Here is an 18,772-nt window from a genome sequence, read left to right as displayed (position 1 = left end):
GATCATTCCTTCGAGACCGGATAGACATAGTTGGTGTCGAAGCTTGGTCCAAGCTTCAAACCTTTGACCTTGTTGGAGAAACCGGCGATTTCCGTTTTCTGTTCGATGACGACGAATGGCCCGCTTTCCAGAACCTTCTTCTGAAGCTCCTGATACATGGCGGCGCGTTTGTCGTTATCCTTTTCCAACAATGCAGCCTGCGTTTCCTTCGTCAGTTCAGGAACGTCCCAGGCATTGCGCCAGGCCAGCGTCTTGGCCTTGCCCGCATCGGAATTGTCGTAGTTGATGGTGAAGGTCTCGGCATTCGAGTTCGGGTCGAAATAGTCGGAACCCCAGTCACCGATGTAGATGTCGTGCTGGCGCGCACGATATTTCGTCAGCGTCTGCTTGCCATCGCCGGGAATGATTTCGAGCTTGATGCCGGCCTGCGCCAGGGTCTGCTGAATGTTTTCAGCGATACCCGTGACCGGCTGGGTGTTGCGCACATCCATGGAGACGGTGAAGCCATCCTTCAGGCCTGCCTTTGCCAGCAATTCCTTGGCCTTGACGACATCCAGCTTGAAGGGATTTTCATCGAGAGCACCGAGTTGGCCCTTCGGCAGGAAGGTCTGGTGGACCTCACCGATGCCCTTGATGATGGTCTCGCCAATGCCTTCGTAATCGATGAGATATTTGAAGGCTTCAACGACTTCGGGCTTCTTCAGATATTCGTTTTTCTGGTTCAGGCCGAGGTAATAAACCGTGCCCTTTGGTGCCGAGATAACAGTAAAGCCGTCCTTCTTGGACACGGCTTCCATATCGCCGGGCTCGAGGTTGCGGGCGACATCGATATCGCCATTTTCGAGCGCCAGACGCTGGCCGGAACTTTCCTTCATGTGGCGATAAACAACGCGCTTCAGCTTAGGCTTTTCGGCGTAATAATTCGGGTTGGCCTCCAGAATGACCGCCTCATTGGCCTTCCAGCCGAGAATCTTGTAGGGGCCGGAACCGGCATAGCCGGTCTTGAGGAATTCGTTGCCGAAATCGGTTTCATATTTGTAATCGGCGCTTGGTGTGACGGCTTTCGCCTTTTCCATCACCAGCTTCTTGTCCACCACGGAGGCAACGGTTGCCGTCAGAACGTTGAGAACGAAGCTTGGCGCATAGGCTTTGTCCACCGTCAGCACAAAGGTGTTTGCGTCTGAAGCCTTGGCCTTTTCGGTCACGTTATCGCCCTTCAAGCCGAACTGCGTCAGAAGGAATGCGGGCGACTTGTCCAGCTTGACGGCGCGCTCGATGGAGAAGGCAACGTCTTCTGCCGTCACGGGATTGCCGGAGGCGAATTTGAGGCCCTGCTTCAGCTTGAATGTGTAGGTCAGACCATCGTCAGATGTCGTCCAGCTCTCGGCCAGATCGCCTTTGACCTTGGAGGTGTCGGCAATATCGATGGAGACGAGCTTGCTGTAGGTGTTGCCGGTGACTTCAGCCGTGGTGATCTCGAATGCCTCACCCGGATCGAGCGTGATGATGTCATCGATGGCGAAGCCTTCCACCAGCGTATCGGCAGGCGTTGCGGCAAAGGCTTGTGGTGCGAGAGAGAGCATCGAAAGGGCCACACTGGTGGCAAGGATGCGGGCGGCTTTGTTGAGCGATTTGTTCATCGTCTTCCCCTGTTGTTTTTCTCTATTCGGCCGTCAGGCTGGTTCGTGCCATGCCTGACCCAAAACGCGCAGCCAGTTTTCCCGGCAAATTTTAGCAAGGTCTTGATCAGCGTATCCCGCAGATTTGAGCGCCGCAACAAGATTATTGTTGCCGCCTGCATCGCGAATTTCCGCCGGTATCGTCGCGCCGTCGAAGTCCGAGCCGAGCGCCACGCAATCGATGCCCATGCGCTCAACCATGTAATCGATATGCTGGATCATCAGTGAAAGCGGCGTGTTGGCATCATCGCGCGCATCCGGACGCAGCATGGTCACGGCGTAGTTGAGGCCGACCAGACCCTTGGTTTCCTTGATGGCGTCCATTTGCTTATCGGTGAGATTGCGCGCCACGGGCGTCAGCGCATGGACGTTGGAATGGCTGGCGATCAAGGGTTGGTCGGTGGTTTTTGCCACGTCCCAGAAGCCCTTTTCGGTGATATGAGCGAGATCGATGAGAATGCCGAGCTGGTTGCAGCGTTTCACCAGTTCAAACCCGGCATCGGTAAGGCCGGGCGCGGTATCCGGCGACATGGGATAGGCGAAGGGAACGCCATGGCCGAAAATATTGTGGCGGCTCCAGACGGGCCCAAGCGAACGCAGACCCGCCGCATAGAATACATCCAGCGCGTCGAGATCGGCGGCGATAGCCTCGCAGCCTTCCATGTGCAGCACGGCGGCGAAGACACCATCGGCCATGGCCTTGCGAATGTCAGCAGTGGAACGGCAGAGCTTCCAGCCGCCCGCCTGATCGAGATGCAGCGCAATGGCTGCCTTTTCCAGCGCGATATCGAGTGATGGCTGGCGCTCCAGCGGGGCTGCGAGCGGCGTTACGTAATGCCCTGAAGCATCCGGCTCCTGAAGGATCAGATCCCCTGACGGAATGTAGATGGCGCAGATGCCGCCGGCCAATCCGCCCGCCTTGGCGCGCGGCGCATCGATATGGCCCTCATAGGTGCCCTGCATGAACTCCGCGACGGGATCGCTTCCCATTTTGGCATTGCGCCACAAACGCAGAAGCACATCATTATGACCGTCGAAAACCAGTTGCATGCGGCAATTCCAAAAGGCAGGGTAGTGTTTTTTTCATTTAAAACCATGGACTTGATGAAAGCGAGGTGTCCATGGTTCTGGAGGGCACCGATAATCCTAGGCCCATCCTTCACGGCTTCGCAAGTCAAAAAATATGCACGATGAAAAAACGATCAGACGTTACCTACCGGAGATTGATAGCCATCAAGACTGCCACCCATCGCCTGCCTTTTTCAGCATCGGCGTGGTGAAAACGCCCTGCACCCTGCCGGGCCATTGCGCGCCGAAATCCGCCACTTTTTCGCGCCACCTGTCCGATTGCAGCATGGCGGCCCCGATGACCACGGGCTCGATGTTGGAGGCCGCGAGAAGCGACAGACCGGCAACGATGGAGGTGCCGCTGGACATCACATCATCCACCAGCGCAACCCGCCTGCCCTCCAGCAGCGGCAACATGCGTGGGTCGATATAGAGGCGCTTCTGCTGCTGGGTGGTTATGGAGGACATCGGCACGGAGAGTTCGTCCAGATACCAGAATTTTCGCGAGGTACCGAGCGGTACGTAACGGCTGTGGCCGAGATGGCGCGCCACGGCAGCGGCCAAAGTCAGCCCAAGCGTGGGCAGGCCGACGACGATGTCGATATTACAGGGGCTGAGCTTATCGGCCAGATCCTGCGCCAGGGCTTCCAGCACCGGGAAAGACGCCTGATTGACGATCAGCGATGCGAGCGCATGTTCCCCGTCAGACAATGGGCGGATCGGCAGGCGCAACTGCCTGCCATCATCGAGCGTGGCGGGAAAGAAAAGGGAATGCGGACCATCCGTCTTGAAACTGCCGGGCGCATGGATGTCCTGCCAGAACTCGTGCGGCTTCATGATCCTTCCTTTCGCAGCGATATTATTTCGGTTTTCTCAGAAGGTTCCTATTAATTTTCAGGGGCTTCTGCACTAGAAAAAGAAGACCGTTTTGCTTTCGCAAGGAAATGCCGCCCATGACCCCGCTCGCCCGGTTCGGAAACGACCTGCCTTTTCTGACCGCTTTGCGGCGAGACCTGCATGCGCATCCCGAACTCGGTTTCGAAGAAGAGCGCACCAGCGCACTGGTTGCCAGGCATCTGGAAGAGGCCGGGATTGCCGTTCATCGCGGCTTGGGCAAAACCGGCGTCGTCGGCACGCTTCAGGTCGGCAACGGCACCCGCCGCATTGGGCTTCGGGCAGATATGGATGCGCTCGCCATGCCCGAAATGGCCGACCGCGCCTATAAATCCACCATAGCAGGCAAGATGCACGCCTGCGGCCATGATGGGCATACGGTCATGCTGCTGGGCGCCGCGCGGCACTTGGCCGAGACCCGCAATTTTTCCGGCACGGTGCATTTCATTTTCCAGCCTGCCGAAGAGGGGCGTGGTGGGGCAAAGAAGATGGTGGAAGACGGACTGTTCGAGCTGTTCCCCTGCGATGCGGTCTATGGGCTGCACAATATGCCAGGTCTCAACGTGGATGAAATAGCTGTGGTCGAGGGACCGCAACTGGCTTCCTCCGACAGCTGGCGCGTCACCTTCAAGGGCGTGGGAACGCATGGCGCAAAGCCGCATCTGGGGCGTGACCCGATCACGGCGGCGGGCAGTTTTCTGGCCGCACTGCAAAGCATCGTCGGGCGCGTGGTCGATCCGCTGCAACCGGCTGTCGTCAGTGCCTGTTCGGTGCAGGCGGGTGATCCGAAGGCTCTCAACGTCATCCCTGATATTGTCGAAATCGGCGGCACGGCGCGGGCTTATTCCGCCCATGTTCGCGACCAGCTGGAAGAGGAAATCGGGCGTCTGGCCAAGGGTACGGCTGCGATGTTCGGCATTGAGGTGGCTTACGACTTCATCCGCCGCATTCCGCCCGTTATCAATAACGCCGATGCGACCAGCCGCGCATTGAAGGCAGCGCAAAGCGTTTTTGGCGAAAAAGCACGAACCGCCTTCCCGCCTTCTACGGCTGGTGACGATTTTTCATTCTTCGCGGGCGAAGCGCCGGGCTGCTACGTCTGGCTCGGCAACGGCCCTGCGGTGGACGGCGCGCTGCACCACAATACGTCCTATGATTTCAACGATGATGCGATTGCGTCTGGTGTCGGGTTTTGGACGACGTTGGTGGAGCAGGAACTGGCGAGGGAATAGGACCGCAAACATCCCCTCATACTCCGTCACCCCGCACGTGTTGCGGGGTCCAGCCGACGCGCGTCTGCGCGGCGAGAAAAGTTCTTTCAGACCAAGGACTTGGTCTGGCTGGATTCCGCATCAAGTGCGGAATGACAATGGTGCGTGAGGTGTCTCGGCCTTAACCCAAAATCTCCAGCACCGGCGTTTCCATCACACGGCCCATCAGCACATCGGCAATGCCCATATCCGTCTGGTGCGGGCCTGTGTTGCAGGCCAGCGTGGCACCAAAGCAGGCCTTGAACACAAGATAGGGCGGCTGCCACTCCACGATTTGGCCTACCGCGTCGCGAACGGCTTCGAACCCGGATGCGACATATTCCACACCTGCATCCGACATGAGGCCGGAGAGCGGGAGCGCGAGCAAAGCCGTGATCTTGCCGCCGGATGCGACGGCCATGCCGCCGCCTGCCTTGATGACGGCGTTTGCGGCGACCGCCATATCCTCAGCATTACCGCCGAACACTGTCAAATTATGGCTGTCATGTGCAACTGTCGTGGCGAAGGCGCCGTCCCATGTGCCCCAGCCGGTCAGGAAACCGGTTCTGGTGACGGGGTCGGCCTTACCGTGACGGTGGGTGACGGAAATCATCGTTACGCCCTCCGGCGGCACCACGAAACCATTTTCCACGGCTGCCTCCGCCTCGCCCCACTGGGTGAAACGGGGCTTGTCGATGGTGGCGAGTTTGACCGTTTTGCCCTCGGATTTGACTTTGAAGTCAGAGGGCGAACGGGGCGTGAGCTTCACCGAATGCTTGAGCGGTGCAGCGTCCATCTCGGTTAGCTCGACCAGCATCTTGCCAGCTTCCGCAACGAGCGTGCCGCTGGCCAGCACATGGCGTGCGGAAAATTGCGACAGGTCTTCGAAGACGGCGATATCGGCCCGGCGACCGGCGGCGATGAGACCGAGATCGGCGCGGTGAAGGCGCATCGCCGCATTCAGCGTGGCGGCGCGCAGGGCCCATTCGGGTTTCAAGCCATAGCGGACCAACCGCCGCACCACATCATCGAGACCGCCGCTTTTGAGGAGATCGTCCGGGAAGACATCGTCGGTGCACACTGTCAGTGTTTGCGGCAGGTGGCCCAGCGTGTTCAGGGCCTCCACGAATTCCGGCAGGAGATGGTCGTGCGAACCGCGCAACTCGATCGTCAGCCCGGCGCGCAGCTTGGCGACGAGATCGTCAGCCGACGTCAGCTCATGATCTGATGTAATGCCTGCCGCCATGAAGGCGTTGAGATCGGCACCCTCAAGACCACGGGCATGGCCGCAGATCATCTTGTCGGAAAACAGCCCTTCCTGAAGAATGGCGCTCATGCGCGGATCGCGCTCGATGACGCCGCGCATGTTCATGACTTCGGCAACGCCGCCCACCTCCGGCCAGAACAGCATTTCCGCCATGGCGGAAGCATCGAAATCGCCGCCCGCCTGCTCCAGTCCGGGCGCTGATGGCACGCTCGAAGGCGCTAGAAGGATGGTGCGCAACGGCAGCCCCTTGCTGGCTTCCGCCGCCCAGCGCACACCATCGATACCGTGGACATTGCCGAATTCATGCGGGTCCCAGACAACCGTCGTGACCCCGCCCGCAACCACGGCCTGCGCATAGGTCGCAGGCGTCACCATGGAGCTTTCGATGTGCATGTGCGTGTCGATCAGCCCCGGCGAGACATAGGCACCCGTTGCGTCCAGAATGCGCGATGCATCTTTGCGAGTTCCGGCTTCGTGAACGCTGGCAATCAGCGGGCCGACGATGCCGATATCTGCCAGACGAAGCTCGCCGGTGACAACATCCACAAGCGTGCCGCCGCTGATCAGGATATCGAATGGCTGGTCACCGCGTGCAGCCGCCACGGCACGTGCCCGCAATGTATCCTCAATCATTCCATCACGATCAACGATAATGGTCTGTTGTTTCATCGGGTGGCCTCCAGACGCAGGGCATCGAGAATGATGGTTTTGGCGCTGATAGCATCGACCGTTTCGGCGACATGCGCGTTAAATTTTTCAGCATGGGCGGCGCGGGTTTCGACAACCGTTCGACCACGCGTCAATGTGCCATGAAGTTCGACATCGATACGTGCTTTTTTCCAGCCGATGCAGTCGGGCGCTACGAGGGCGACGGCGGCGCAGGGATCGTAAAGCGCCATGGCGTCGCGCCCACGGCTGGTCGCGATATTGATGAAGCCTTCCAGCATATCGGCAATCAAACTGGCATTTTTACCGCCCGCCGCACGGATGGGCGCAACGTCCAAGAGCCCGGCGGTGACCTTGCGGCAGAGATCGAGATCGACCATGCGCAAGGGCAGTCCGTGGGCGATGAGAATGGCCAGGGCTTCGGGATCGGCAAAAGCGTTGAATTCGGCAGACGCCGTGTGATTTCCGACCGTCACGCCGCCACCCATCCAAGTCAGGTCTGTGATGCGAGCAGCCAAATCGGGCCTTGCAAGGCAGAGCGCGGCGATGTTGGTGAGAGGACCCAAAGCGAGAATAGGCTTGTCTTCGCCACCCTCTGCCAGCCAGTCGCAAATCGCTTGAAACGCATCGCTGTGGGGCAGATCAGCAGCTTCGGGCAGGCCTGCGCCAACCGTTGGAATGCCGGTATCACCGAGAATGGTTTGTGCTGTCTCAAGCTTTCCAAGAACGGGATTTTCTCGGCCCGTGTGGATAGGAAATGTCCAGCCAAAGGCGGCAACAGCACCCGCGGCATTACGGCACACCTGCGCGAGCGGTGCGTTGCCGAACACCAGCGAGAGGCCATCGATCTCAAGCCCGTGGGACGTTGCCACCATCACGGCAGCAATGTCATCGAAGCCCATATCGCAATCGATCCAGATACCCATGATCAGCTGAACACCTTCAGGCTGGCGGCTTTCCTGACCGGTAGGTCGAAGGCGAGCGGGGTGCCGATGTCCTGCACCGGCAAGGCGGCATCGACCTCGGCCTTGATGGGCCCCAGTGGCGTATCCAGCAGATATTCCCGCGCATTGCCCGCAAAAGACGTGCCGCGCACGGTTCCCTCGAAAGGTCCTGAACCCAGGGTCACCATGCGCGGCCTCCAGGCAAGTCCCGCCGTACTCGGAACCTGGCCAGAAAGGGGGGTGCTTCCGTTATCAGTCTTGAGCAAACCACCCTCTAGACGAAAGATGTTTTCGAAGCCGACAAAATCGGCGACGAAGGACGATGCCGGTGCGTTGTAGATGTCTTCCGGCGTGCCGATCTGCTCGATGGCACCGTTCTTCATCACCACAATGCGGTCGGCAAGCGCCAAAGCCTCGATCTGGTCGTGGGTGACGAAAATCATGGTGACGCCGGTGGCCTTCTGCACGCGCTGAAGTTCGGTGCGCATTTCCAGCCGCAGCCGCGCATCGAGGTTCGACAGCGGCTCGTCCAGCAGCAGGACCTTGGGATCCATGACCATGGAACGCGCGAGCGCCACACGCTGCTGCTGGCCGCCGGAGAGTTCCGCCGGTTTGCGGGACGCGAAGGTGGAAAGGCCGACGGATTTCAGGCCGGAGGCGACTTTCTCATCCAGCGCAGAACCCTTCATACCCTTCAGCTTCAGACCGAAGGCAACGTTCTCGTAAACCGTCAGATGCGGAAACAGCGCGTAGGACTGGAACACCAGCCCCACCGCCCGCTTGTTGGCGGACACACGGGTGATGTCGGCACCATCGAGATCGATCCGACCATCGGCAACCGGCATCAGCCCGGCAATGGCCCGCATGGTCGTGGTCTTGCCGCAGCCGGAGGGGCCGAGCAACGCCAGAAGCTCGCCCTTGCGGATATCGAGATTGAGGTCCTTGACGGCAACGGAGTTGCCATAGGCCAGCGACAGGTTCTGGAGCGAGAGATAATTTGCATCAGACATAACGGGAGAACCCCAGAAAACGTTCGGCCATGAAAACAATGCCGATGGACAGGAAGGCGAGCAGCGAAGAGAGCGCCGCCACGGATGGGTCGAAGACGATTTCCATGTAACCCAGCATATCGATGGGCAGGGTGCGCACGCCGGGACCGGAGAGGAACAGCGACACCGGCACCTGATTGAAACTGGTGACGAAGCCCAGAATGAAGGCCGAGAGAATGCCACCCCTGATATTCGGCAGCACGACACGGAAGAATGCACCGATGCGCGACGAGCCGAGCAGCACGGCTGCTTCCTCGATATCCGAGCGCAGATTGGTGAGGCTGGCTGATACAACGCGCACCGCATAGGGCAGGATCAGCGCCGTATGTGCCAGAAACAGCGCCAGCGTTATGCCGATGCCGAAGGGCACGACGAAATAGCGCAGCAGCGCCAGGCCGACGATGATGCCGGGAACGATGATGGGTGCCGAGACAATGATGCGGATGGTTTCCGAAAAGGGTAGCTTGTAGCGCGACATGGCATAGGCAGCGGGAATGCCGAGGATCAGTGCCGCGAATGTGCCGCCGATGGCCAGAAACATCGACATGGCAAAGCTTTCGCGGAAACTTTCAACCGTGAAGACCTTGGCGATCCATTTCAGCGAAAAGCCCTGTGGCGGAAAGGCCAGCGTATCGCCCGCCGAAAAGGAGGCAGCGACGATGATGAGGAACGGGCCGATCAGAAAGCCGATGACCAGCGCAAGCGTAAGCGGAATGAAGAGGTGCCGGGTCATTTCTTGTTCCTTGCCGTGGCGATGCGCTTGAGCAGGATGTTGGCCGCAAAGCTCATGACGATCAGAATGAAGGCGATGACGCTGGCTGCAACGAAATTGTTGGAGACCGTGACCTGCTGATAAAGCAGCGTTTCCAGCATCAGAACCTTGGAGCCGCCGAGAATGGCAGGCGTGATATAGGCCGTCAGCGAACCGGTGAAGACCAGCGTGCCGCCGACGACAAGACCTTCCTTGGTCAGCGGAAGAATGACCTTCCAGAACACCTGCAACCAGTTCGCACCCAAAACCCGCGAGGCCGCGATGACGTCTTTCGGCATGTTTTCCAGCGCGCTGATGAGGGAGATGATCATCAGCGGTAGAAACAATTGCAAAAGGCCGATGAAGACGGCTGTTTCTGAAAACAAAATGCGGATCGGCGCATCTGTCAGCCCCACCAGCTTCAGCAACTCGTTGACCATGCCGGTTCGCCCGAGAATGACGATCCACGCATAGGTGCGAGCCACGGGCGAGATCATCAACGGCAGAATGACGAGGTTGATCATGTGGCCCTTGGAATTGGCCGGCAGGTTAACGATGGCGAAAGCTGCCGCGTAACCGATGATGGCGGAGACGACGGTGACGATGGCACCGAGCTTCAGCGTGCGCAGAAACACGGCCCGGTTCAGCGGATCGAAAAAGAAATCCACATAGGCCTGAAAGGTCCAGCCATCGGCGGTGCGAAACCCTTCCGACAGCAGAATGAAGACCGGCACGAGGAACACCGCCGCCGCGAAGATTGCGGCGGGCAAGGCAAGCGCCAAGGCTTCAGCCCGGTTTTGAAACATGGAGTCTTCTCCGGTGTTGAAATGTCTCCGCCTGCTTGGCGGAGGATTTGTTATTGAGCGTCAGTGGGTGCCAGCCCCCCTCTGCCCTGCCGGGCATCTCCCCCTCAGGTGGGGAGATCGACTCGCGGCAAAGTTTCAGGCCATCTTATAGGTCGAGACAGGAGCGATGTCGGTGCATCCTGCCGGACATCTCCCCCCTTGAGGGGGAGATGTCCGGCAGGACAGAGGGGGGTGACGTGCGCCAGCACGTAACCACCACACCCAGCAACCGTCCTTACTGCCCAACCTTCGCATTCCACTCCGACAACCACTTATCGCGGTTATCCAGCGTCGCAGCAGATGGAATGAGCTGGAGGCTCTTCGCCGTCTCATCGCCATAGGTGATGTTGTTGGCGACCTCGTCAGACACCTTCACCTCCTTGTTAGTCGGGCTATCGACCAGCTTTTCGGCCAGCGCCTTCTGAACATCCGTCGAGAGCCAGAAATCCATGAACTGAAGCGCCAGGTCTTCATTCTTGCCGTTCTTGGGCACCACGAGAACATTCATGCCGCCCGTCTGGCCTTCCTTGGGCGTTGCCCATGCCAGCGGCAGGTCGAGCTTGGTGAAAGGAGCCCAGGAGAACCGGCCGATGGGGGCGGCCCAGATTTCTTCCTGCTGCATCAGTTGCACCAGTTGCGAGGACTTAACGTAGAAGGTGACGATCTCGTCCTTCTTTGCGCCAACCGCTTCGATAGCGCCGGAGAGATCAGGCGTATCCTTGCCGATGGCCTTGCCCAGCATATAGAGCGCGGGCGGACCCTGGTTGGTGGTGACATTCGGGAAGGCGACGTGATCGACAACGCCGTCTTTCAACAGGTCTGCCCAGCTATCGATCTTCATCTTGTCGGTGCGGTAGACGATGGAGGTGGCGTAGAAATTGACGCCGACGCTCATGCCATCGCCGTTCGGGTCCTTGGCAATGTCGTAGAGCTTGTCGACATTCGGCACCTTTGATGTGTCGATCTTCTGGATCAGGTCCTTGCGGGCGGCAGACAGCGCATCGGCCATGGAGACGATGGCGAGATCGATGACCGGGCTTGCCTTGTTGGCTTCCATCTTGGCCAGACGCTCGACGCTGTTGCCGGTCTCCACCACCAGCTTGCAGCCGCATTTGGCTTCGAACGGCGTGTAGACCAGTTCCTTGAATTCGTCCTGCGCGAAGGCATAGACGGAAATCGTCAGTGTCTTGTCCTGCGCCTGCGCGGCACCCATGGACAGCATCAGCGCCGTGCCGGATGCCAGAATGATCTTCTTCATGATGTGAGTTCTCCTGCTGTCGAGGTTTTGTTGGCTGTCTGCTTCTTATTGTTCGGGCCGGACGAATGGCGTATGACCAGTTCCATCGCCACTTTTGAGATGTCGGCGATGACACCGCCATTGGCGGAGCGGCTGTCGGGATTGTCGGTATCGATGCTGCGCACCAGCGCGGTGATGGCCAGATCGGCAATCCGCACCATGTCCATACGAATGGTCGTCAGCGCCGGGGTGACCACAGGCGCCCAGATGAGGTCGTCGAAACCGGTGACGCTGGCCTGTTCCGGCACGGTGATGCCATCGCGCTGCAATTCGGTGAGCACCCGAAGCGCATGAAGATCGGACACCGCAGCGAAGGCCGTAAAGCCCTGCGCCACCTTGTCCGCAACGCCCAGAGGGCACCCTGCCCCATTCTGATTTTCCAGAGAGGCGATCCACAATGCCTCGGTTTCCGCCGTGCCGGAAAGGCCGGAGCGGATGCCACCGACGCGGTCGTTTTGCACGTTGGAGTCAGGGTTGTTGCCGATGATGACCACCTTCCGGTGGCCGAGTTGCGCCAGGTGGCGACCGATCTGGAAACCGCCATCCCAATGATCGGCAGCAACCGTGTTGCCAGGCGTGGAGGGGGAATCGATAACGGCGACAGGGCAATCGACATTGCCGATGCGCGTGCCGCGACGGGGCACCACCACCATGCCCTCGACGCCGCGTTCGATGAGGCGGTTGATCGCTTCCGTCTGCTTGGCGACATCGCCATGGCTATCCGCAATCAACACGCCGTAACCGGCTTTGTCAGCGGCCTTTTCGATGGCCTGGGCGATCTGCGGGAACAAGGGATTGGCGATATCCGGCAGGACAAGGCCCAAAACGCCGCTTTTGCCGGTGCGCAATGCGCGACCTGCAATACTGGGCACATAGCCAAGTTCATCAGCCTTGAGACGGATTTTTTCGGAAAGCTCGGCGGAAACGCGGCCCTTGCCGGAGAGCGCATTGGACACGGTTGCAGTCGACACACGCAGTGCCGAAGCGATTGCCGTCAGATTTGCGCCTGCACGACCCGAGGTCATGGCCTGTCCATTCGTGATTAAACGTTTAATCAGGCTAAAGCGAAACGTCGTTTTTGTCGAGTCGCCATAAGGTTGATTTTTGTGCGCGAAGGCTAAGTGCCGAAAACAAGCGCGAAATTATCGCCCGGTCTCCGCACGAAACCCTTCGACCTCGGCCAGAAGCCACTGCTTGAACAGCACCACGGGCGCGTGATTGATGCGCGAAAGCGGGGCGACGGCATAATAGGAACTGGGGCTTTTGACCTGATGATCGAAAGCGGCAACCAATTGCCCAGCCTTGAGTTCGATATCGATCAGAAACAGCGGCATCAACGCCACGCCCAAGCCTGCGATGCAGCCCTGCGCCACGCTGGAGAATTGTTCGAAGCGCATGGCGGGTGCGTTTTGCACGCCAAGCCCGAGGCTCTGGAACCAGTGATCCCATGCGCCGGGTCTGGATGCCATATGCAGCAGCGGAAGGGTGGAGATATCCTGCGCCTTAGCAATGGGGTGCGCGGCCAGAAAGGATGGGCTGCACACCGGTGCGACCATCTCGTCCATCAGAAACGTGCTTTCCGCCGCAGGCCAATCCGGCTGGCCGATATGGATGGCCATGTCAAGGCCTTCCTTTTCGAAATCGAATTGGCCGATGCGGGTGGCGAAATTGAGCGTGATTTCCGGGTGGGCGGCCACGAATTTGGGAATGCGCGGCAACAGCCAGCGCGTACCGAAGGTGGGCAGCATGGCAAGGTTCAGCGTGTTGCCATGCGTTTTGGTCATAATCTGCAGGGATGCGGAGCGGATATCGCCCAGCGCCGTGCCGATGGCCTTGGCATAGGTCTGGCCTTCGGCAGTCAGCGAAACGCCGCGTGCACCACGCTCGAACAGCCGCACGCCAAGTTGTTCTTCCAGCGACAGAACCTGCCTGCTGATGGCCCCTTGCGTCAGCGAAAGCTCGTCTGCGGCCAGCGAAAAACTGCCCAGCCGCGCCACGGAATCAAAGGCGGCGAGAGCGCTGGTGGAGGGCAGAAGTTTGCGGCTGAGCGAGGTCATGGCGCATTCCTATCTGTAATAGCAAAATGAGTAAACATGGCTTGCCGCGATGGTGCCAAAGGCCAATAATCACACCAGCAATTTTGGAGATTTACCGTGAGCGAACGCACAGCATTCAATTGGCAGGACCCGTTTCTTCTCGAGGACCAACTGACGGAAGACGAGCGGATGATCCGCGATACGGCAGCCGCCTTTGCCCAATCGGAGCTTTTGCCGCGCATCAACGAAGCCTACCTGTCGGAAACATCCGAGCCTGAGCTGTTCCGCCTGATGGGCCAGACCGGCCTTCTGGGCGTGACGCTTCCTGAAAAATACGGTGCCGCTGAAGCAAGCTACGTCGCCTACGGCCTCGTGGCCCGCGAAGTCGAACGCATCGACAGCGGCTATCGCTCGATGATGAGCGTGCAGTCCTCGCTCGTCATCTATCCGATCTTTGCCTATGGCTCGGAAGAGCAGAAGGACAAGTATCTGCCCGGCCTCGTTTCCGGTGAGTTGATCGGCTGTTTCGGCCTGACGGAGCCTGATGCCGGTTCCGACCCGAACGGCATGAAGACCCGTGCCGAAAAGATTGCCGGTGGTTACCGACTGCGCGGCTCCAAGATGTGGATTTCCAACTCGCCGATTGCCGATGTCTTCGTCGTCTGGGCAAAATCCGAAGCGCATGACAACCAGATCCGTGGCTTCGTGCTGGAAAAAGGCATGAAGGGCCTGTCCGCCCCCAAGATTGGCGGCAAGCTGTCGCTGCGCGCATCCATAACAGGCGAAATCGTCATGGATGGCGTCGAAGTGGGCGAAGATGCGCTGCTGCCCAACGTTTCCGGTCTCAAGGGCCCGTTCGGCTGCCTCAACCGCGCACGCTACGGCATTTCCTGGGGCGTGCTGGGGGCGGCCGAAGACTGCTGGTTCCGCGCCCATCAATATGGCATGGACCGCAAGCAGTTCGGCAAGCCGCTGGCTGGCATGCAGCTTTACCAGAAGAAGCTGGCCGATATGCAGACGGAAATCACGCTCGGCCTTCAGGCTTCGCTCCGCGTCGGTCGCCTGTTCGATGAGCACCGCATGGCCCCGGAAATGATCTCCATCGTCAAGCGCAACAATTGCGGCAAGGCTCTGGATATCGCCCGTCAGGCCCGCGACATGCATGGTGGCAACGGCATTCAGATCGAATATCACGTCATGCGCCACGCGCAGAACCTGGAAACGGTCAACACCTATGAGGGCACGCATGACGTGCACGCGCTGATCCTGGGTCGCGCCCAGACCGGCATTCAGGCGTTTTTCTGAGATAACCAGAAACAACGAAACCGGCGGCCATTCGTCGCCGGTTTTGCTGCGATGCGAAATAAATAATACTTTTTAACGCCCTGACCGGTTGAAACCGCCGCCGCACGAATTAATATAGAGATGTCATCATCGTCTCTGGCAGGTCCATTTGCCATATCCGGTCTCGCTGCCTTCGATTGTCCCGCAACGGAAGACATGTCATGCAGCGCCGGTAAATTCCGAGACCGCAAGTCAACGCTAAAGCATCGGCACCGTGCCGGTCGGTCAAGTCACGAAGGTATTTCACATGCACAGCTATCCCGACATCAAGCTTCTCATCAACGGCGAATGGCGCGATGCCTTGTCCGGCAAGACCATCGAGGTTCTCGACCCGGCAACCGACGAGACGCTCGGCACGATCGCCCATGCCGAAAAGGCCGATCTCGATCTGGCGCTGGACGCTGCCGACAAGGGCTTCAAGGTCTGGCGCGAAACCTCCGCATTCGAGCGTTCCAAGATCATGCGCAAGGCTGCCGATCTCGTGCGCCAGCGCATCGACTACATCGCATGGCTGATGACGCGCGAACAGGGCAAGCCGCTGGCGCAGTCCAAGATGGAAATCATCAACGCTGCCGACACGATCGACTGGTTTGCCGAAGAAGCCCGCCGCACCTACGGTCAGGTCATTCCTGCCCGCTTCGGTGGCGTTTCCAACCTTGCCATCAAGTTCCCGGTCGGCCCCGTGGCCGCCTTCACGCCATGGAACTTCCCGATCAACCAGGTCGTGCGCAAGCTCTCTGCCGCCGTGGCAACCGGTTGCTCCATCATCGTCAAGGCACCTGAGGAAACACCGGCTTCGCCTGCCGAACTCATCCGCGCCTTTGTGGATGCAGGCGTTCCGGCTGGCGTCGTCAACCTCGTTTACGGCGTTCCCTCGGAAATCTCCGAATACCTCATTCCGCATCCGGTCATCCGCAAGATTTCGTTCACCGGCTCCACGCCAGTGGGCAAGCATCTGGCCGCACTGGCTGGTAAGCACATGAAGCGCGCCACAATGGAACTGGGCGGTCACGCCCCTGTTTTGGTGTTCGACGATGCCGATCTGGCCAAGGCAATCGAGGTTTCCGCCACTGCCAAGTTCCGTAACGCCGGTCAGGTTTGCGTTGCGCCGACTCGCTTCCTCATTCAGGACAGCATTGCCGACAAGTTCATCGACGGCATCGTGAAATATGCCGAGAGCGTCAAGGTCGGTAACGGTCTGGATGCAGACACGACCATGGGCCCGCTGGCCAACGAACGCCGCATTCCGGCCATGGAAGAGATGATCCAGGACGCCGTATCGAAGGGTGCCGTTCTGAAAACCGGCGGCAAGCGCATCGGCAACAAGGGCAACTTCTTCGAGCCCACCGTGCTGACCGACGTTCCAACCTCTGCCAAGATGATGAACGAAGAGCCCTTCGGCCCCGTCGCCATCGTCAACCGCTTCTCCACGCTGGACGAGGCGCTGGAAGAAGCAAACCGCCTGCCCTTCGGCCTTGCATCCTACGCCTTCACGGGCTCGGTCAAAACCGCCCATGCCCTCAGCCAGCGCGTCGAAGCAGGCATGCTGACCGTCAACCACAATGGCCTCGCGATCCCTGAAGTCCCGTTCGGCGGCATCAAGGACTCCGGCTACGGCACGGAAGGCGGTTCAGAAGCGGTCGAAGCCTATCTCGAAACCCGCTTCGTCAGCCAGATGAGCTGATCAAGAATACAGCAAAGCCCGGCGGAGACGCCGGGCATTTTGATATCGGGGATCGCCCCGGTGGATTAAGCTAGAATATTTCCGGTCAAGCCCGCTCTGCAGGGAAAATTTTTGCGCGGCGGATGACGATGTGACCGTGGTCTCCGGCTTCGACCGCCGTTTCGGGTGGCACGTCGAATTCCAGCAGGTCGCCTTCGGTGGTGGATGCAATCACGCGGCGGTCGCCCGCCCGGTCGAGGACGCGGGTGACCTGCGCTGGAATGCCATCATGCAAATCCTCCCATTCCAGATCGTTGGGGCGGGCATAGATATCGACCGGGCCATCGGCCTGGCCATAGGCGAAGGGGACTTCGGCTTTTCCGACGAAAATCTTGCCGGAGCGGGCCGTGCCGGAAATGCGGTTCGCATCCCCCAGAAAACGCATGACGAAAGAGGAATTCGGCTGGCGGCAGACGTCTTTCGGCGTGCCCTGCTGAATGATTTCGCCTTGGTTGAGAATGACGACGCGGTCGGCGAGATCGAGTGCTTCTTCCTGATCATGGGTCACGAAGATGGTGGTGATGCCGAGTTCGGTATGGATTTCGCGCAGCCAGCGGCGCAAGTCGCGTCGGACATTGGCGTCGAGCGCACCGAAGGGTTCGTCCAGCAGCAGAACCTTGGGATCGACGGACAACGCACGGGCAAGCGCCACGCGTTGGCGCTGACCACCGGAGATTTGCGCAGGGAACCGTTCGCCCAGCCCATCCAGCTTCACCAGCCGCAGCAATTCTTCCACCCGCGCATCGATGGCTGCCTTGTCGCGTTTGACCTTGGAGACCTTCATACCGAAGGCGATGTTTTCATGCAGCGTCATGTGCGGGAAGAGCGCGTAGTGCTGGAAGACGAAACCCACGCCACGGTCGCGGACCGGAATATTCGTGGCGTCCTCGTCGCCGAAATAGATGTGGCCGCCATCGGTATATTCGAGCCCGGCAACCATGCGCAGGATCGTCGTCTTGCCGGAACCCGAGGGGCCGAGCAGCGCCAGCAGTTCCCCGCTTTCGATATCCAGTGAGACATCGCGCACGGCACGAAAGGTGTCGAAGGTTTTCACCACGTTTTCGAGGCGGATTTTCATGCGCTTGTCTCCGGCACAGCAGCGGTTTTCTTGGCGCCACGCCCTGCCCCGCGCTTTTCCAGCGCGACCTTGGCAATGATGGTGACGACGGCGAGAGCCGCGAGAATGGATGCCGAGGCGAAGGCGCCTGCGGCCTGATAATCGTGATAGAGCAGTTCGATATGCAAAGGCAGCGTGTTGGTCTGGCCGCGGATGTTGCCCGAGACCACCGATACAGCGCCAAATTCACCCATCACGCGCGCATTGCACAGCACGACGCCGTAAAGCAGTGCCCATTTGATATTGGGCAGCGTGACGGAAAAGAAGGTGCGCCAGCCGGATGCGCCGAGCGAGGTCGCGGCCTCTTCCAGATCACGCCCCTGCGCCTGCATCAACGGGATCAACTCGCGCGCCACGAAGGGTGCGGTGACGAACATGGAGGCCAGCACGATGCCGGGAAGCGCGAACAGCACCTTGATGTCATACGCATCGAGGAGCGGGCCGAGCAGCCCCTGCAAGCCGTAGACGAAGAGATAGGCGACACCGGCAACGATGGGTGAGATGGAGAAGGGAATCTCGATGATGACGAGCAGAAACCGCCTGCCCCAGAAATCGAACTTGGTGATGGACCATGCCGCCGCGATACCGAACGCGGTGTTGACGGGAACGGCGATCAAGGCCGTGATCACCGTCAGCAAGATGGCGTGGCGGGTATCGGGATGGCCGATGGTGGCGGTGAAAACCTTGACGCCCTGCGAGAAGGCCTCGACGCCGATGATGAGCAATGGCGCGACGACGAGCAGCGCACCAATGATCAGAACGAACGCGATGAGCGAACGGCGCACGAGGGGCGCGTCACCCACGCGAGGCGGCTTGCGGCGGGCGGAATGAGCACTCATCGG

General features: G+C 59.6%; 16 protein-coding genes. 3 read left to right on the top strand and 13 right to left on the bottom strand.

The genetic code is table 11. From position 1 onward, the window contains the following. Positions 1 to 2 precede the first annotated feature (2 nt). The 3 genes from QRN55_RS05665 to QRN55_RS05655 all read right to left on the bottom strand — a co-directional run bounded on the left by QRN55_RS05665 (position 3) and on the right by QRN55_RS05655 (position 3,584). Positions 3 to 1,640 carry an ABC transporter substrate-binding protein gene (locus tag QRN55_RS05665; RefSeq protein ID WP_284775574.1) on the bottom strand — a complete coding sequence of 546 codons (1,638 nt, stop codon included), beginning with the start codon at positions 1,638 to 1,640 and terminating at the stop codon, positions 3 to 5. A 33-nt stretch (positions 1,641 to 1,673) separates the two neighbouring features. Continuing rightward, entirely contained in the window at positions 1,674 to 2,729 is a 1,056-nt protein-coding gene (locus tag QRN55_RS05660; protein ID WP_284775573.1) for a dipeptidase, read from the bottom strand. Positions 2,730 to 2,912: 183 nt separating this feature from the next. Further along, complete coding sequence (locus QRN55_RS05655) at positions 2,913 to 3,584, bottom strand: phosphoribosyltransferase (RefSeq protein WP_284775572.1); 672 nt, start codon at positions 3,582 to 3,584, stop codon at positions 2,913 to 2,915. 116 nt (positions 3,585 to 3,700) lie between these two features. Here QRN55_RS05655 and QRN55_RS05650 point away from each other — a divergent pair, with 116 nt between their 5' ends. Continuing rightward, a complete protein-coding gene (locus QRN55_RS05650; protein ID WP_284775570.1) occupies positions 3,701 to 4,873 on the top strand; it encodes a M20 aminoacylase family protein in 1,173 nt (390 codons plus the stop codon). 160 nt (positions 4,874 to 5,033) lie between these two features. On the opposite strand, the gene QRN55_RS05645 is transcribed toward QRN55_RS05650, so the two are convergent. The 8 genes from QRN55_RS05645 to QRN55_RS05610 all read right to left on the bottom strand — a co-directional run bounded on the left by QRN55_RS05645 (position 5,034) and on the right by QRN55_RS05610 (position 13,767). Then, on the bottom strand, positions 5,034 to 6,827 hold the full coding sequence (locus QRN55_RS05645; RefSeq protein WP_284775568.1) for an adenine deaminase: 1,794 nt from the start codon (positions 6,825 to 6,827) through the stop codon (positions 5,034 to 5,036). Then, the gene (locus QRN55_RS05640; protein ID WP_284775566.1) at positions 6,824 to 7,750 is read right to left on the bottom strand and encodes a nucleoside hydrolase; all 927 of its coding nucleotides are present in this window, start codon (positions 7,748 to 7,750) and stop codon (positions 6,824 to 6,826) included. Before QRN55_RS05640 ends, QRN55_RS05645 begins: the two co-directional genes overlap by 4 nt. A gap of 2 nt (positions 7,751 to 7,752) precedes the next feature. Continuing rightward, positions 7,753 to 8,778 (bottom strand): ABC transporter ATP-binding protein, encoded by a 1,026-nt coding sequence (locus QRN55_RS05635; RefSeq protein WP_284775564.1) that lies wholly within the window; start codon positions 8,776 to 8,778, stop codon positions 7,753 to 7,755. After that, positions 8,771 to 9,550 (bottom strand): ABC transporter permease, encoded by a 780-nt coding sequence (locus QRN55_RS05630; protein ID WP_284775563.1) that lies wholly within the window; start codon positions 9,548 to 9,550, stop codon positions 8,771 to 8,773. The genes QRN55_RS05635 and QRN55_RS05630 overlap by 8 nt, the downstream gene beginning before the upstream one ends. Continuing rightward, positions 9,547 to 10,374, bottom strand: a complete 828-nt coding sequence (locus QRN55_RS05625; protein WP_284775561.1) for an ABC transporter permease — start codon at positions 10,372 to 10,374, stop codon at positions 9,547 to 9,549. The genes QRN55_RS05630 and QRN55_RS05625 overlap by 4 nt, the downstream gene beginning before the upstream one ends. A gap of 274 nt (positions 10,375 to 10,648) precedes the next feature. Then, positions 10,649 to 11,671 (bottom strand): ABC transporter substrate-binding protein, encoded by a 1,023-nt coding sequence (locus tag QRN55_RS05620; protein WP_284775559.1) that lies wholly within the window; start codon positions 11,669 to 11,671, stop codon positions 10,649 to 10,651. After that, positions 11,668 to 12,735, bottom strand: a complete 1,068-nt coding sequence (locus tag QRN55_RS05615) for a LacI family DNA-binding transcriptional regulator (protein ID WP_284775557.1) — start codon at positions 12,733 to 12,735, stop codon at positions 11,668 to 11,670. Before QRN55_RS05615 ends, QRN55_RS05620 begins: the two co-directional genes overlap by 4 nt. A gap of 117 nt (positions 12,736 to 12,852) precedes the next feature. Then, complete coding sequence (locus QRN55_RS05610; RefSeq protein WP_284775556.1) at positions 12,853 to 13,767, bottom strand: LysR family transcriptional regulator; 915 nt, start codon at positions 13,765 to 13,767, stop codon at positions 12,853 to 12,855. Positions 13,768 to 13,863: 96 nt separating this feature from the next. Between QRN55_RS05610 and QRN55_RS05605 the strand changes: the two genes are divergently transcribed. Together QRN55_RS05605 and QRN55_RS05600 are read left to right on the top strand one after the other, a co-directional pair. Beyond that, on the top strand, positions 13,864 to 15,051 hold the full coding sequence (locus QRN55_RS05605) for an acyl-CoA dehydrogenase (protein ID WP_103587972.1): 1,188 nt from the start codon (positions 13,864 to 13,866) through the stop codon (positions 15,049 to 15,051). A gap of 286 nt (positions 15,052 to 15,337) precedes the next feature. Continuing rightward, positions 15,338 to 16,774 carry an NAD-dependent succinate-semialdehyde dehydrogenase gene (locus tag QRN55_RS05600; RefSeq protein ID WP_065701576.1) on the top strand — a complete coding sequence of 479 codons (1,437 nt, stop codon included), beginning with the start codon at positions 15,338 to 15,340 and terminating at the stop codon, positions 16,772 to 16,774. Positions 16,775 to 16,859: 85 nt separating this feature from the next. On the opposite strand, the gene QRN55_RS05595 is transcribed toward QRN55_RS05600, so the two are convergent. Continuing rightward, on the bottom strand, positions 16,860 to 17,891 hold the full coding sequence (locus QRN55_RS05595; protein ID WP_045228254.1) for a sulfate/molybdate ABC transporter ATP-binding protein: 1,032 nt from the start codon (positions 17,889 to 17,891) through the stop codon (positions 16,860 to 16,862). Continuing rightward, positions 17,888 to 18,769, bottom strand: a complete 882-nt coding sequence (gene cysW / locus QRN55_RS05590; RefSeq protein ID WP_111837459.1) for a sulfate ABC transporter permease subunit CysW — start codon at positions 18,767 to 18,769, stop codon at positions 17,888 to 17,890. The genes QRN55_RS05595 and cysW overlap by 4 nt, the downstream gene beginning before the upstream one ends. Positions 18,770 to 18,772 lie beyond the last annotated feature (3 nt).

It is taken from the genome of Agrobacterium sp. lyk4-40-TYG-31 (assembly GCF_030209855.1).
Taxonomy (GTDB): domain Bacteria; phylum Pseudomonadota; class Alphaproteobacteria; order Rhizobiales; family Rhizobiaceae; genus Agrobacterium; species Agrobacterium vaccinii.
The sequence above is the reverse complement of the archived record's forward strand: the minus strand, read 5'-3'. Positions and strand labels throughout refer to the sequence as shown.

Excerpts from the sequence above, each read along its gene's own strand:
- QRN55_RS05620 (WP_284775559.1), bottom strand. The coding sequence starts at position 11,671 with ATGAAGAAGATCATTCTGGCATCCGGCACGGCGCTGATGCTGTCCATG.
- QRN55_RS05630 (WP_284775563.1), bottom strand. The coding sequence starts at position 9,550 with ATGACCCGGCACCTCTTCATTCCGCTTACGCTTGCGCTGGTCATCGGC.
- QRN55_RS05640 (WP_284775566.1), bottom strand. The coding sequence starts at position 7,750 with ATGGGTATCTGGATCGATTGCGATATGGGCTTCGATGACATTGCTGCC.
- QRN55_RS05635 (WP_284775564.1), bottom strand. The coding sequence starts at position 8,778 with ATGTCTGATGCAAATTATCTCTCGCTCCAGAACCTGTCGCTGGCCTAT.
- QRN55_RS05650 (WP_284775570.1), top strand. The coding sequence starts at position 3,701 with ATGACCCCGCTCGCCCGGTTCGGAAACGACCTGCCTTTTCTGACCGCT.
- QRN55_RS05625 (WP_284775561.1), bottom strand. The coding sequence starts at position 10,374 with ATGTTTCAAAACCGGGCTGAAGCCTTGGCGCTTGCCTTGCCCGCCGCA.
- QRN55_RS05665 (WP_284775574.1), bottom strand. The coding sequence starts at position 1,640 with ATGAACAAATCGCTCAACAAAGCCGCCCGCATCCTTGCCACCAGTGTG.
- QRN55_RS05615 (WP_284775557.1), bottom strand. The coding sequence starts at position 12,735 with ATGACCTCGGGTCGTGCAGGCGCAAATCTGACGGCAATCGCTTCGGCA.
- QRN55_RS05600 (WP_065701576.1), top strand. The coding sequence starts at position 15,338 with ATGCACAGCTATCCCGACATCAAGCTTCTCATCAACGGCGAATGGCGC.
- QRN55_RS05660 (WP_284775573.1), bottom strand. The coding sequence starts at position 2,729 with ATGCAACTGGTTTTCGACGGTCATAATGATGTGCTTCTGCGTTTGTGG.
- QRN55_RS05610 (WP_284775556.1), bottom strand. The coding sequence starts at position 13,767 with ATGACCTCGCTCAGCCGCAAACTTCTGCCCTCCACCAGCGCTCTCGCC.
- QRN55_RS05595 (WP_045228254.1), bottom strand. The coding sequence starts at position 17,891 with ATGAAAATCCGCCTCGAAAACGTGGTGAAAACCTTCGACACCTTTCGT.
- cysW (WP_111837459.1), bottom strand. The coding sequence starts at position 18,769 with ATGAGTGCTCATTCCGCCCGCCGCAAGCCGCCTCGCGTGGGTGACGCG.
- QRN55_RS05655 (WP_284775572.1), bottom strand. The coding sequence starts at position 3,584 with ATGAAGCCGCACGAGTTCTGGCAGGACATCCATGCGCCCGGCAGTTTC.
- QRN55_RS05645 (WP_284775568.1), bottom strand. The coding sequence starts at position 6,827 with ATGAAACAACAGACCATTATCGTTGATCGTGATGGAATGATTGAGGAT.